The organism is Amycolatopsis sp. NPDC059021, from assembly GCF_042739895.1.
GTDB lineage: Bacteria > Actinomycetota > Actinomycetes > Mycobacteriales > Pseudonocardiaceae > Amycolatopsis.
Genome location: NZ_JBHYIQ010000049.1, coordinates 56494 through 69793, shown reverse-complemented (window position 1 = coordinate 69793; position 13300 = coordinate 56494). Strand labels below are relative to the sequence as shown.

General features: G+C 71.3%; 11 protein-coding genes. 9 read left to right on the top strand and 2 right to left on the bottom strand.

Annotated elements, in window-relative coordinates:
* Nucleotides 1-392 precede the first annotated feature (392 nt).
* Nucleotides 393-860, bottom strand: a complete 468-nt coding sequence (locus ACFWX1_RS26890; protein WP_378329360.1) for a metallopeptidase family protein — start codon at nucleotides 858-860, stop codon at nucleotides 393-395.
* Nucleotides 861-946: 86 nt separating this feature from the next.
* On the opposite strand from ACFWX1_RS26890, the gene ACFWX1_RS26885 reads away from it, so the two are divergent.
* From ACFWX1_RS26885 to ACFWX1_RS26860, 6 genes are all read left to right on the top strand, one after another.
* Nucleotides 947-1300 (top strand): DUF3499 domain-containing protein, encoded by a 354-nt coding sequence (locus ACFWX1_RS26885; protein WP_378329326.1) that lies wholly within the window; start codon nucleotides 947-949, stop codon nucleotides 1298-1300.
* 75 nt (nucleotides 1301-1375) lie between these two features.
* Nucleotides 1376-2731 carry a phosphomannomutase/phosphoglucomutase gene (locus ACFWX1_RS26880; RefSeq protein ID WP_378391813.1) on the top strand — a complete coding sequence of 452 codons (1356 nt, stop codon included), beginning with the start codon at nucleotides 1376-1378 and terminating at the stop codon, nucleotides 2729-2731.
* 86 nt (nucleotides 2732-2817) lie between these two features.
* A complete protein-coding gene (locus ACFWX1_RS26875) occupies nucleotides 2818-3039 on the top strand; it encodes a Trm112 family protein (RefSeq protein ID WP_378329324.1) in 222 nt (73 codons plus the stop codon).
* Nucleotides 3023-4117, top strand: coding sequence for a hypothetical protein (locus tag ACFWX1_RS26870; protein WP_378391811.1), 1095 nt, complete (start codon nucleotides 3023-3025; stop codon nucleotides 4115-4117). Before ACFWX1_RS26875 ends, ACFWX1_RS26870 begins: the two co-directional genes overlap by 17 nt.
* A 76-nt stretch (nucleotides 4118-4193) precedes the next feature.
* On the top strand, nucleotides 4194-5417 hold the full coding sequence (manA, locus tag ACFWX1_RS26865; protein ID WP_378391825.1) for a mannose-6-phosphate isomerase, class I: 1224 nt from the start codon (nucleotides 4194-4196) through the stop codon (nucleotides 5415-5417).
* 169 nt (nucleotides 5418-5586) lie between these two features.
* The gene (locus ACFWX1_RS26860; RefSeq protein ID WP_378391809.1) at nucleotides 5587-6153 is read left to right on the top strand and encodes a hypothetical protein; all 567 of its coding nucleotides are present in this window, start codon (nucleotides 5587-5589) and stop codon (nucleotides 6151-6153) included.
* Nucleotides 6154-6393: 240 nt separating this feature from the next.
* Here ACFWX1_RS26860 and ACFWX1_RS26855 read toward each other — a convergent pair whose 3' ends face one another.
* Complete coding sequence (locus ACFWX1_RS26855; RefSeq protein WP_378391807.1) at nucleotides 6394-9411, bottom strand: BTAD domain-containing putative transcriptional regulator; 3018 nt, start codon at nucleotides 9409-9411, stop codon at nucleotides 6394-6396.
* Between the two features lie 232 nt (nucleotides 9412-9643).
* On the opposite strand from ACFWX1_RS26855, the gene ACFWX1_RS26850 reads away from it, so the two are divergent.
* The 3 genes from ACFWX1_RS26850 (at nucleotide 9644) to ACFWX1_RS26840 (ending at nucleotide 13186) form a co-directional block, all read left to right on the top strand.
* Nucleotides 9644-10558, top strand: coding sequence for a cation diffusion facilitator family transporter (locus ACFWX1_RS26850; RefSeq protein ID WP_378391805.1), 915 nt, complete (start codon nucleotides 9644-9646; stop codon nucleotides 10556-10558).
* A 115-nt stretch (nucleotides 10559-10673) separates the two neighbouring features.
* Complete coding sequence (locus tag ACFWX1_RS26845; RefSeq protein ID WP_378391803.1) at nucleotides 10674-12194, top strand: amino acid permease; 1521 nt, start codon at nucleotides 10674-10676, stop codon at nucleotides 12192-12194.
* A gap of 281 nt (nucleotides 12195-12475) precedes the next feature.
* Entirely contained in the window at nucleotides 12476-13186 is a 711-nt protein-coding gene (locus ACFWX1_RS26840; protein ID WP_378391801.1) for an LPXTG cell wall anchor domain-containing protein, read from the top strand.
* Nucleotides 13187-13300 lie beyond the last annotated feature (114 nt).

Genomic DNA, 13300 nt, shown 5'->3' with positions numbered 1-13300 from the left:
GTCCCGAACGGAGCGTTCGCGACGTCGAGCGATGCTGTCGGCCTGTGCGGGAAGCTCCGAGGGACGCCCTTGGTGCGTTGAGTGCGACGAGGGCGTCCCTCGGTGCAGTGAGCGCACCGAAGGCGTCCCTCGGTGGATCGCGAGTCTCCCGCGGCCTTCGTACGCTCTCAATGCGCGTGCTGCCTCGGGAGCAGGAGCGAGGGACCTTTGCTCACGCAGGAGGGGAGCAGGGGACCTTTGCTGACGTTCGTGAGCCTGCTGAAAGTTAGCTTGCCAAGGGACGTTAGCAAAGGTCCCTTGCTCTCTTTCCGCAGGTCAGAGACGCCGTTAAGGCCACTTTACGGGCGTCAGAAGCCCATAAGGTGGCCTTAACGACATGTCCGGAGGGAGCGCTACTCGCCTTCGATGACGTCCGGTTCGACGCCCAGATAACCCGCGACCTGCTCGACCAGCACGTCGTGGACGAGTTCCGCCAGCTCCGACGGGTCCTTCGCGCGTGCTTCGAGGGGACGCCGGTAGAGCACGATCCGCGCCCGCGTCGGTAGCCCGGCACGGTCGACCCCGGCGGGCACCAGCCGCGACAGCGGCACGGCGCCGTCGTGCAGGACGCCGTCGGCGGGGGCGCGGCCGTCCAGCCGCACCTCGGGGACGTCGTCCACGGCCACGTCGAGTTTCGTCAGCTCGTGGCGCCAGCGGGCCTCGATCGGCTCCAGCGCGTCGAGGACGAGCGCGTCGAACCGCTCGGCCCGGCTCGCGGCAGCGGGCAGCGTCGACGGGTAGAGCGCGCCGCGCAGGCCCCGGCCGTGCCGGTCCCGGCGCAGGCGCCGCCGCTGTCGGTAGTCACGAGCCTCACGAGCCATTGCCACAGTCCGAAGTCTAGGCGGTCGCCGAGTGGTCGCGCGTGTCGCCAGTGCCCCGTGACGGCGACACGCTATCGTTCGTCTTCGTGCGGAGCGTTCGAAAGTGTTCGCGAACGGGTTGTCCCGAACCCGCTGTCGCGACGCTCACGTATGCCTACCGCGATTCGACCGCCGTCGTCGGGCCACTGGCCACGGCGTCCGAGCCGCATTCCTACGACCTCTGCGAAGCCCACGCGCTGCGGCTGACCGTGCCCAAGGGCTGGGAAGTCGTCCGGCACGAAGGAGAGTTCGCCGCGCCCGACCCGTCGGCCGACGAGCTCACCGCGCTGGCCGAAGCCGTCCGCGAGGCAGGCCGCTCCGACCGCCCGCCGCCCGCCCCGGAGCCCGAGGGCCCCTCGGGCAGGCGAGGCCACCTGCGGGTACTGCCCGGTCGCGCCTGAGGTCGGCCGCCGCCGGTAGGCTTTCCGGCGCGGCGCGACCGGCGCCGGGACGAGGACTATCGGCGGGGAGACGGCGTGCCAGATCTTTCGGGCATCGTGAAGGCCTACGACATTCGCGGCGTGGTCGGCGAGCAGCTCGACGCAGCACTCGTACGCGACTTCGGCGCCGCGTTCGCCCTGCTCGTCAAGGCCGACGCCGCCGCGGTCGTCATCGGCCACGACATGCGCGACTCCTCCCCGGAGCTGTCCGCCGCGTTCGCCGACGGCGTGACCTCGCAGGGCGTCGACGTCGTGTCGATCGGGCTGGCCAGCACCGACCAGCTGTACTTCGCCTCCGGCTCGCTCGACCTGCCGGGCGCGATGTTCACCGCCAGCCACAACCCGGCGAAGTACAACGGCATCAAGCTGTGCCGCGCCGGGGCAGCCCCGGTCGGGCAGGACACCGGCCTCGCCGAGATCCGCGACACCGTCGAGCAGGGTGTTCCCGCCTTCGACGGCGAGCGCGGCGGCGTCACCGAGCGGGACGTCCTCGGCGACTACGCCGCCTACCTGCGCAAACTGGTCGACCTCTCGGGCGGCCGCCCGCTGAAGGTCGTCGTCGACGCCGGGAACGGCATGGGCGGGCACACCGTGCCGACCGTGTTCGACGGACTGCCCATCGACGTCGTGCCGATGTACTTCGAGCTGGACGGCACGTTCCCGAACCACGAGGCCAACCCGCTGGACCCGAAGAACATCGTCGACCTGCAGGCGAAGGTGCGCGAGGTCGGCGCCGACGCTGGGCTCGCCTTCGACGGCGACGCCGATCGCTGCTTCGTCGTCGACGAGCGCGGCGAGCCGGTTTCGCCGAGCGCGATCACCGCGCTGGTGGCCGTGCGCGAGCTGGCCAAGGAGCCGGGCGGCACGATCATCCACAACCTGATCACGTCCAAGGGCGTGCCGGAGATCGTCGCCGAGCACGGCGGCAAGCCGGTCCGCACCCGCGTCGGGCACTCGTTCATCAAGGCCGAGATGGCCCGCACCGGCGCGATCTTCGGCGGCGAGCACTCCGCGCACTACTACTTCCGCGACTTCTGGCGCGCCGACACCGGGATGCTCGCCGCGCTGCACGTGCTGGCCGCGCTCGGCGAGCAGAACGGCCCGCTGTCCGAGCTGACCAGCGCGTACTCCCGCTACGCCGCGTCGGGTGAGATCAACTCGACCGTATCGGACCAGGTCGCGCGCATGATCGCGGTCAAGGACGCCTTCGCGGCCAAGCCCGGCACCGAGATCGACGAGCTGGACGGGCTGACCGTGCAGCTGCCCGGTGGCGCGTGGTTCAACCTCCGCCCGTCCAACACGGAGCCGCTGCTCCGGTTGAACGTGGAGGCCGCCGATGTTAACGCCGTGCGCGCTCTCACCGACGAAGTCCTCGCCCTTGTCCGCGCCTGAAACCCGTCCGTCGCAGGGCGTCCCCGGGCCGATTCGTTTCCGGAAGGTGCCCCTCATGTCACCCCCTCGCGTGGTATGGAGGAACCATGGCCATCACGCTTGACGCACAGCTGCTCGAGATCCTCGCGTGCCCATCGCCGGATCACGCCCCGCTGCGTCCTGGCACGCCGGCCGACCCGGACGCCGATGCGCTGACGTGCACCGAATGCGGCCGCGTCTACCCGGTCCGGGACGGGATCCCGGTGCTGCTGCTCGACGAGGCCACTTCGCCGACCGATCCGGATGACTCCCATGCCGACGGTGCTTGACGATTCGCTGCTCGACGATCCCGCGCGACTGGCCGAGGCCGACAGCGCGGGGCTGCTGCGTGCCGCCGCGATGGCGGGCGCGCAGGTGCGGGCGACCGCCGAGGCCGCGGCGGAACTGGAGCTGGCCGAGCGGCTCGATCTCGGCAGGCCGCGAGCACTCGTGCTCATCGACCGGCCAGGGGTCAGCCGTACGGTGACCCGGCTGCTGGCTGCCCTGTTGACGCCTTCGTGCCCGGTGCCGGTCGTCGTCGCCGAGGCCGTGCCGAACTGGATCGGCGCCCTCGACGTCGTGTTCGCGCACACCGACGACGCCGGTGACCGCGAACTCGCCGCGTCGCTGGAACGTGCCGCGCGCTACGGCGCGTCCGTGGTGCTCTCCGCGCCCGCGGAAGGCCCGGTCGCCGCGGCGGTGGCGGGCAAGGGCGTGCTGCTGACGCCGCGGATCCCGGTCCCGCCGGAGCTGGCGTTCCCGCGCGGGCTCGCTGCCGGGCTGCTCACCGCGAACGCGCTGGGCCTGCTCGTCTCCGACGTCCAGCAGCTCGCCGATCAGCTCGACCTCGAGGCCGAGAAGAACTACCTGGCGCGGGAGACCTTCGCGAACCCCGCCAAGGCACTCGCGTTGCGTGTCGCCGAGCGGGTCCCGCTGCTGTGGGGGCTCGACCCGGTGGCGGTCGCCGTCGGCGAGCACGCCGCGCACGCTTTCGCCGCCCACGCCGCCACGGTGTGCGACGTCGAGGACTATCGTCAGGCGCTGGCGCGGCCGGCGCTGCGACGTGCGGCGCAGGCAGGCGACACCGAGCGGGACATCTTCGCCGATCCGGACGACGGTCCCGCCGGGGCCAGGATCAGGCTGCTGCTGCTTTCGGTACGGACGGGACCCGCGGCCGACGCCGCGCGCTTCCAGGCGGACGAGCTGCTGCCGGGCGCGGACGTGATCGTCCCGGCCGAGGAGATCGAGGCGGACGAGATCGTCCGCGCCGCGGTGCTGGCACTGCGGTTCGAGCTGGCGGCCGTCTATCTCGGGCTGGCCGCGGGCAGCATCGGCGGTGCGGGGCGGTACGAGCCCGCCACCGTCTGAGTCCCCGTGCGAGCGGGGCGGGGCGCGCCCGCGTGATCGGTGCGCGCCGAAGTGAGGATTGGGAGTTGAGGTGACAGTGGAGCTGCTGCGCAATGCCGTGCGGCCCTACGCGTGGGGATCGAGAACGGCGATCCCCGAGCTGCTGGGACGTCCGGTGCCGGCGCCGCACCCGGAGGCCGAGCTGTGGATGGGAGCCCACCCTGGCGACCCGTCGCACGTGATCGGCCCGGACGGCACCGAACGGAGCTTGCTGGAACTCGTCGACACCGACCCGGTCGGCCAGCTGGGCGAACGCTGTGCGCGGCACTGGGGTGGCAGGCTGCCGTTCCTGCTGAAGATCCTCGCCGCCGAGGAGCCGCTGTCGATGCAGGCCCACCCGTCGGCCGAACAGGCCGCCGAAGGGCACGCGCGCGAGGAGCGCGCCGGGATCCCGCGTGACGCGGCGAACCGCAACTACCCCGACCCGACCGCGAAGCCCGAACTCGTGTGCGCGCTGACGGAGTTCCACGCGCTCGCCGGATTCCGTGCTCCCGAGCGCACGATCGCGCTGCTCCAGGCGATCGAGACGCCGGGGCTGGCGAAGTACGCGGTGCTGCTGGAGGCGCAGCCGGACCCGGCGGGGCTGCGCGCGTTGTTCACGACGTGGATCACCCTGCCGCAGGCCTCGCTCGACGAACTGCTGCCGGAGGTGCTGGACTCGTGTGTCCAGCACGTCAAGGCGCACGGCGAATTCAGCGAGGAGTGCCGGACCATCCTCGAACTCGGCGAGGCGCATCCGCGCGACGCCGGGGTGCTCGCGGCGCTGCTGCTCAACCGCCTCACGCTGCGGGCGGGCGAGGCGATCTACCTGCCCGCCGGGAACCTGCACCTCTACCTGCACGGCACCGCGGTCGAGATCTTGGCGAACTCGGACAACATCCTGCGCTGCGGGCTGACGCCCAAGCACGTCGACGTGCCGGAGCTGCTGCGCGTCGTCGACTTCGCGTGCGGCGAGATGCCGGTGCAGTCCGGACGGCAGAAGGGGCGGATGGCCGTCTACCACACCGACGCGCCGGAGTTCGAGCTGTCGCGCGTCGAATGGGCCGCGGGCGAGACGGACGAGATCGTCGTCGACTGCGCGGGCCCGCAGATCCTGCTGTGCACCGCCGGGGACCTCCTGGTGACCGCGGCCGACGGCGAGCAGGTCGAGCTGCGCCGCGGCCGGTCGGTGTGGCTGCCCGCGGCCGATCCGCCGGTCCGCGTCCGCCCGCTCGACGGCACCGCCTCGCAGCTCTTCCGGGCCACCCCCGGCACCTGCTGATTCTCCTGACGAGCACCCCGGCGGCTTGTGCCTCCGGGGTGCTGTTTTGTCGTGCCTGGGGTCGGCGAGTGTGTTCGTTCCGTGTGGCGGGCTTCTCCACTATCACCCATTGGGGTGGTCCTGCCGGTCCGGTGGCCGCCCAGGAGAACCGACGAAGGAGAACAAGCTCGTGACTTCCTATCCCGACGCGGCGACCGGACAGCTGCGTCAAGGCCCGCCCGTGGCACCGGCGGCCCAGCGCCCGGGACGGCCCGGCGTGCTGTTCGCGGCACTCGGTGTCGCGGTGCTCTCGGCGCTCGCCGCGATCGTCGACGGCGTCATGATCATGTCGGGCGGCCGCGAACTCGCCGCCGACCTCGCGGCGAAGGTCGTCGCCTCGGTCACCGGGGAATCGGCCGACGCCGTAAAGGCGGGCGGCGGCATGCTGTTCGACGCCGCCGTGGAGCAGGCGCAGTCCTCGCTCCAGGTCCGTGGTGTGATGACGATCGTCTTTGGGGTGCTGCTGCTCATCTGCGCGGCGCTCATGCAGGGCGCGGCCGCGTGGGCCCGTGTCCTCGTCACGCTGACCGCGCTGCTCAACGCGCTCATCGCGTTGCGCGTCGCGACCGACGACGAGGGCGGCACCGGCGCCATGCAGGGCGTGGCCTGGCTCGCCGTCGCCACCGCGATCGTGGCGATCGTGCTGGCCTGGCTGCCCGCCAATCACCGGTACGCCAAGGCCCGCAAGGGTTTCTAGAGATTTCGGGGGTGGTGTCGGCTACCGAGGGGGGCCGGCACCAACCCCGATGCAACGCGACACCGGAGTGGCCCCCGAGATAGCCCTTCCGGTGTGCCCGCAAGGCCATCCCTGATCCCGCCCAGCCCTCGCCTCCACCCTCACGGAGGCGCTGCGTTCCCCGGGCGGGAGCATCAGCCAGGGATGGCCTTGTCGGCGTTCTGTCCCCTGTGGACCCGGTGTCCCTTGTGGACTTTCCGGTCAGCGGGGTTCGGTCAGTGTCAGTAGCGCCTTTTCGAGCACCGACGCGCTGGCGTCGCGAGGGTCCCGTAACCGTTCGGCCTCGCGGCGTGCCACCGCGGCGGCTTCGGTGTTCCCCGTCATCTCGTGCGCGCGGACGAGGACCTGCCAGGTCAGGTTCGTCGCCGCCCGGCCGCCCATGGTGCGGAATTCGGCCAGGCACTCCAGCAGTACCGGAATCGCTTGCGCCGCACGGCCTTCGCCGATCCAGCTCGCCGCGAGCGCCCGGGTGCAGGACAGCTCCCTCGGGCGCTCGTCCAGCTGCCGTGCCAGGTCCAGTGCGCCCTTGAACGCCGCTACCGCCTCCCCTCGTGCACCCAGCCCGGCGTGGATGGCGCCCTGGGTGCGCAACGACTTCGCCAGCGCGGATTTCGCCGTCGTGTGCCGCAGCAGCCGCACCGATTCGTCGATCGCCTCCGCAGCGTCCCCCGGATTCCCGGTCAGCTGCAAGGACCACGAGAAACCCTGCAGCGCGACACCGATCCGGCGGGTGTCCCCGGCACGCTTCGCCAGCGCGAGCGTCGCCCGGTCGACGTCGAGCGCCTCGGCGACCCTGCCGAGCCGGTGCAGTGCCGCGGACTGGGCCCGCTGCACCCATTCGAGACCCGCTTCGTCACCGTCCACAGTGAACAGTTCGTGGGCGCGTCCGGCGGCGTCCAGCGCCTCGTCCGCGCGCCCGAGCCCGGTCAGGCAGTGCGCGAGGTTGGCCTCGGTCCACGCCTGCGCCGGGCGATCACCGAGTGATTCCAGATCCTTGGCGCATGCGCGATACCCGGTGACCGCGTCCTCGTACTGGCCGTTGCTGTGCCGCAGCAGGCTCAGCGTGGCGGTGGCGAGCGCCGCGCAGTGCTGGTCCCCGGCCTCGACGGCGGCTCGGTGCAGTACCTCGCTCGCCGAGCACAGATCGGCGTAGTGCCCGTCCAGATAGACGTACGTGCTGAGTTTTTCCAGCAGCAGCAACGCGTCCTCGCGCCAGCCCACGGCGCAGAACGTGCCGATCGCGGTGACCAGATTGGCACGCTCCGCCGCGAACCAGGCCTCCGGCCGGGCGAGCAGCCGCTCGACCAGTTCGGGTGGCAACGGCTGGGCGGGCAGCGGCCGGGCCGGTGCGGGCATCGGCACCGTGCGGGGGAGTCGCGCGGCGGCCGCGTCGGCGAGGCACAGCGCCGCGTCGGCCACCCCGCGAATCGAGGCGACGCGCTCCGCGTGACTCTCCAGTTTCACGCCCTGCTCGGCGGCGAACACCCGGACGAGATCGTGCATCCGATACCGCGGTTCACCGCCGGGATCGGCACCGGCCGGCTGGAGCAGGCTCGCCTCGATGAGCTCCTCGATGGCCTCGTCCGCGTCGTCGCTGCTACCCGCGATCAGGGTGACCGCCGCCCAGTGCGGGAGGTCGTGCCCCCGGCAGCCGCCGAGCCGCCGGAACGCGCGCTGGGCGGCCGGGCTCAAAGCCGCGTAGCTCAGCGCGATACTGCCGCGGACCCGCAGATCGCTCACGGTCAGCTCGTCGAGCCTGCGTGCCTCGTCCTCCAAGCGGTCGGCGAGCAGGCCCAGCCGCAACTGCGGCCGGACCGCGAGCCTGCTGCCCGCGATCCGCAGCGCGAGCGGGAGGAAACCGCAGGCGACCGCGATCCGCTCGGCGTCGGCCTGCTGCCCGCCGACGCGTTCGGCGCCCGCGAGCCGCCGCAGCAACGAGCTCGCGTCGCTCGCGGACAGCGGCCCCAGTGACAGCCTGCGTGCCCCGGCGAGGCCGCTGAGCCTGCGCCTGCTGGTGACCACCACCGCGCAGCCCGGCGTGCCGGGCAGCAGGGCGCGGACGTGTTCCGGGTCCGCGGCGTCGTCCAGCACCACCAGCACCCGCCGATCGGCGAGCCTGCCGCGGTAGACCGCCGCGCGGGCCTGGAGGTCGCCGGGGATCGCCGGGCCGGTGACGCCCAGCGCGCGCAGCAGATCGGTCAGGACGTCGCCGAGTTCACGCGGCGCGGCGGCACCGGCCAGCGGTACGTACAGCTGACCGTCCGGATAGGACGCACGCAGCAGATGCGCCGCGCGCACCGCCAGGGTGCTCTTCCCGGCGCCGGGCTCCCCGGTGATCACCGTGACCGGGACGTCCGCCCCGTCACCGCTGATCAACGCCGCCAGCTTGGCGAGCTCGGCCTCGCGCCCGGCGAAGTCCGCGATGTCCGGCGGCAGCTGACACAGCGGCCACACCGGCGGAGCCGCGACGGTGAGGCCCTGGGGGACCGGATCCTCGCCGCGTAGCACCGCCGCGTGCACCCGGCGGGCCTCGGCGCCCGGTTCGACGCCGAGTTCGTCGATCAGCGTGGCCCGGAGCCCCCGGTAGACGGTGAGCGCGTCGGCCTGGCGGCCCGCGCGGTGGAGCGCGATCATCAGCTGCGCGGCGAGCCTTTCCCGCAGCGGGTGCTCGGTGATCATCGCCTGCAGTTCGCCGGTCAGCTCGCCGTGGCGGCCGGTGGACAGCTCCGCGTCGACGCAGTCCTCGAACACGGCGAGCCGCTCCGACTCCAGCCGCGCGATTTCCGCGTCCAGCAAGGGAATGTGCAGCCCGGAGAGCACCGGACCCCGCCATTGGGCGAGTGCCTGCCGGAAGTGCTTCGCCGCCGCGGCCGGGTCCCCGGCGCGCGCGGCCTCCCTGCCGAGTGCCGCCTCGGCACGGAAGGCCAGCAGGTCCAGCTCGTCCGGCCCGGCCCGCAACCGGTAGCCGCGGGCGGAATGGTCCACCCGCAGGCCCTCGATCCTGGACCGCAGCCGGGAGATGTAGGTGTGCAGGTTCGACGTGTAGGACTTGGGCGGGCCGTCCGGCCAGAGCGCGTCGACCAGCCTGTCGGCCGGGACAGGCCGATCGGCCTCGAGCAGCAGCATCGCCAGCAGGGTGCGCTGGTGTTCCCCGCGCAAAGCGGGCCAGTGCCCTGGCGGGCTTTCGATGCTGAGCGGGCCGAGCACGCCGAAGCGCATGGTGTCACCTCCCCCTCCGGTGCCGGCGGTCGAGACTAGTCGTGGTCGTCATGGGTCTTGAACCGAGCAGGGACGAAGCTAGCGGCCACCACCGACAAAAACGCGTGACCCCAGGTCAGGACCCGATTACCCACTGGTATCGACCCGCCGGGCGGCGGCCTCGCGCGAGACGCGCGGACGTGCCCTCTAGGCTCCAACCCGGCAAACAGGGCAGACGATATGGGGAGCGACCGTGTCAGCTGGAGGCGGGACCAAGGCGATCATCGCCGCGCTCGGCGCGAACGCGGGGATCGCGGTCGCGAAGTTCGTCGGATTCCTGGTGACGGGCTCGTCGTCGATGCTCGCGGAGGCGGTGCACTCGCTGGCCGACACGTCGAACCAGGGACTCCTGCTGCTCGGGCAGAAGACGTCCAAGCGGCGCGCCGACGCCGAGCACCCGTTCGGCTACGGCCGCGACCGGTACTTCTACTCCTTCATCGTCGCCCTGCTGCTGTTCACCCTCGGCGCGGCTTTCGCGCTGTACGAGGGCATCCACAAGATCCTCGAACCCGAGCCGCTGGAGTCGCCGATCGTCGCGGTGGTCATCCTCCTGGTCGCGATCTGTCTCGAGGGCTACAGCTTCAAGACCGCGATCGGCGAGTCCCGCAAGATCAAGGGCAAGGCGACCTGGTGGCGGTTCATCCGCCAGGCCCGTGAACCCGAACTGCCGGTGGTCCTGCTCGAGGACGCGGGCGCGTTGCTCGGCCTCGTGTTCGCGCTGCTGGGTGTCGGGCTCGCGGTGCTCACCGGCGATCCGGTCTGGGACGGCGTCGGCACGGTGCTCATCGGCGTGCTGCTCGGGATCATCGCGACCATCCTCATCATCGAGATGAAGAGCCTGCTGATCGGCGAGGGCGCCACCGAGACCGAGCTCGCCACCATCGTCGACGAGCTCGCGGCGGGCAAGGTCGAGCGCGTCATCCACATCCGGACCCAGTACCTCGGCCCCGACGAGCTGCTCGTCGCCGCCAAGCTCGCGCTGGTCCCCGGCCTGGACACGGCCGCCGTCGCCACCGCCATCGACGACGCCGAAGCACGGGTGCGGGCCAAGATCCCGGTCGCCTCGCTGATCTATCTCGAACCTGACCTGGACCGGAACCTCGGCTGAGGGAAATGCCCCAACACCCCCTGAAAGTCGGCGATTAATCCCTCCTGCCAGGTGTGGGGCGGAGTCACGCGCTAGGGTGACGCACCGCGATACATGCGGTCTGAGGAGGTCAACGTTGCCCGGGACGGGTTTGTGGCGCACCAAGTCCATCGAACAGTCCATTGCGGACACCGACGAGCCGGATACCAAGCTCCGAAGAAACCTCAGTGCCTGGGACCTGACGGTGTTCGGCGTCGCGGTCGTCGTCGGCGCCGGGATCTTCACGCTCACCGCGCGCACGGCGGGTGACTTCGCGGGCCCCTCGGTCTCGGTGGCGTTCGTCATCGCCGCGATCGCCTGCGCGCTCGCCGCGTTGTGCTACGCCGAATTCGCCTCGACCGTGCCGGTCGCGGGCAGCGCGTACACCTTCTCCTACGCCACGTTCGGCGAGTTCACGGCCTGGATCATCGGCTGGGACCTGGTGCTGGAGCTGGCCGTCGGTGCCGCCGCGGTGGCGAAGGGCTGGTCGCTGTACCTGGAGACGGTGCTCGGCTACCTCTTCGGCAAGGGCACCAAGACGTCCTTCGATCTCGGCGGGCTCACCGTCGACTGGGGCGCGCTGATCGTCGTCGCCGCGCTGGCCATGCTGCTCGCGCTGGGCACCAAGCTGTCCTCCCGGTTCTCGATGGTGATCACCGGGATCAAGGTCGCGGTCGTGCTGTTCGTGATCGTGCTCGGCTTCTTCTACATCAAGGGCGCCAACTACCAGCCGTTCGTCCCGCCGGGCACCACCGGGGCCAGCGCCGAGACCGGTGTCGACCAGTCGCTGTTCTCCCACCTCGTCGGTGGCGCGAGCAGCTCGTTCGGCGTGTTCGGCCTGCTGGCCGCGGCCTCGCTGGTGTTCTTCGCGTTCATCGGTTTCGACATCGTCGCGACCACCGCCGAGGAGACCAAGAACCCGCAGAAGTCCGTGCCCCGCGGCATTTTCGGCTCGCTGGCCATCGTCACCGTGCTGTACGTCGCGGTGTCGCTCGTGGTCGTCGGGATGGTGCCGTACACGGACCTGGCGACGTCGGCGGGCGACGGCAGCCACAAGACGCTGGCCACCGCGTTCGCGGCCAACGGCGTCGACTGGGCGGCCAACATCATCTCGGTCGGGGCGCTGGCCGGGCTGACCACGGTCGTCATGGTGCTGATGCTCGGCCAGGTGCGGATCATCTTCGCGATGTCGCGCGACGGCCTGCTGCCGCGCGGGCTGGCCAAGAGCCACCCCAAGAGCGGGACGCCGCGCCGGGCCACGATCCTGGTGGGCACGCTGGTCGCGATCGCGGCGACGTTCTTCCCGGCCGACAAGCTGGAGGAAATGGTCAACGTCGGCACGCTCTTCGCCTTCGTCCTGGTCTCGGCGGGTGTGCTGGTGCTGCGCAAGACCCGGCCGGACCTGCCGAGGGCGTTCCGGGTGCCGTGGGTGCCGGTGATCCCGGTGCTGGCGATCCTGATCTGCCTGTGGCTGATGCTGAACCTGACCGTGCTGACCTGGCTGCGGTTCCTCGCCTGGATGGTGCTCGGCGTGGTCATCTACTTCGCCTACAGCAAGCGGCATTCCCTGCTGGGCAAGCGGCTTCGCGAGCCGGGCCCGGTCGAGGTCAAGGACTGAGTCTCGCCACCAGGACGGCCCGTCGCCCCTACCGGGACGGCGGGCCGTCCTCTTTTAGGTGACCTGGGTCACGAGGCGATAACCGGCTGATTCCGGTTCGGGGCGCTACTCGCACTGAGGGTGAATGGATTACCCCGATTGCGATATACCTTCCGGGCCCCGCTTCCCTCTGACGGGTTAATTACCTCGAGGTGATTCCTACCGAGAGTGTGTGGAACTTCGTCGAGGATGCGGCATCCCCGGTCTGTTCTTCCCCGCTACAGGAGTCCTGAATGTCCGTGATGTCCAGACGTTCGGTCCGCGCCGCCCTCAGTGTCGCCGCGCTGACCACCGTCACCCTGCTCGGCACGGCCACGGCCGCGTTCGCCTGCCACAGCGACGACGACCGCGCGAACCCCACTCCCGACAACGTGTCGACGTGTGTGGCCGCCAAGCTTCCTGGCGCGCTGCTGGACGAGTCCGCGCTCACCTTCACCGGCGGCACCGACAAGGACAAGTACCTGTCCATCACCGCCGTCGCCGAGGGTGTCAAGGTGACGGCCATCGTCGTCAAGGGCGGCGACGGGTACAACATCTACGAGCCCGGCAAGCGCGGCCTGGCGGCGAAACCGCCGTGGGAGAAGCTGCGTTCGCCGCTCAACAACGGCGGCCAGCAGGCGACGATCAGCCATTGGTTCGCCTGCGGCTCGAAGGAGACGCCGACCTCGCAGCCGTCCGCGCCGAAGCCGCCCGAGACCTCGGCCCCCGGCAAGCCGTCGGAGGCCCCGGCCAGCTCGGCGGCCCCGTCGTCGGCTGCTCCGTCCACTTCGGACACCGCGGCGCCGACCAGCTCCGCGGTCGCGGCGCCCGCCGGGAACTCCAGCGGCGGCAACGGCGGCGGCCTCGCGAACACCGGGTTCGACAATGGCTGGCTCATCTGGGTCGGCGCGCTGCTGCTGCTCGGTGGTGCGGGCCTGCTGACGCTGCTGAAGCTGCGTCGCCGTAGCTCCTGACGTGAGCTGAAGGGGACTTTCCTCCGCGGGCGGGCGGCGGCGTTGGCCCCTCTCCCCCCCGATCCCTCGCCCTCGGCCCCCCCGCCGCCCCGCCGGGTCCCCGCCCCGTCGGCG